At 63.6% G+C, this 461-nt stretch carries 1 protein-coding gene; it reads left to right on the top strand.

The features are described 5' to 3' along the window. Window positions 1-461, top strand: a 461-nt coding sequence (locus tag CFB35_RS33985) for an APC family permease (RefSeq protein WP_143328788.1), incomplete at both ends; no start/stop codon positions are given.

Genomic DNA, 461 nt, shown 5'->3' with positions numbered 1-461 from the left:
TTCCGCGATCCGCGGCGCGATACCGCGAAGGCGATCTTCTGGTCGGGCGCGCTGTGTCTCGTCGTGATGACGCTCGTGCCGATGGCGTTCCAGGGCGCGCTCGGCACCCAGGCGATGCTCGATCCGGCGATCGGCGACGGCACCGGCGTCGCAGCCGCGATGGCAAAGATCGTCGGCGGCGGCGCGTGGGTCGCGAATGCGGTCGTCGTGATGCTGATGCTGTCGATCCTGCTGATCGTGATGACGTCGATGATGGGTTCGTCGCGCACGCTGTACCAGGCGTCGGTCGACGGCTGGTTGCCGAAGTACCTGTCGCACGTAAACGAGCACGGTTCGCCCACGCGCGCGATGTGGACCGACCTCGGCTTCAACCTCGTGTTGCTGATGATGTCGGACTACATGACGGTGCTGTCGATCTCGAACGTCTGCTACATGCTGTTCGTATTCCTGAATCTTCAGTC

It is taken from the genome of Burkholderia sp. AU16482, from assembly GCF_002223285.1.
Classification (GTDB): domain Bacteria; phylum Pseudomonadota; class Gammaproteobacteria; order Burkholderiales; family Burkholderiaceae; genus Burkholderia; species Burkholderia semiarida.
This window is presented reverse-complemented; position numbering and strand designations above follow the sequence as displayed.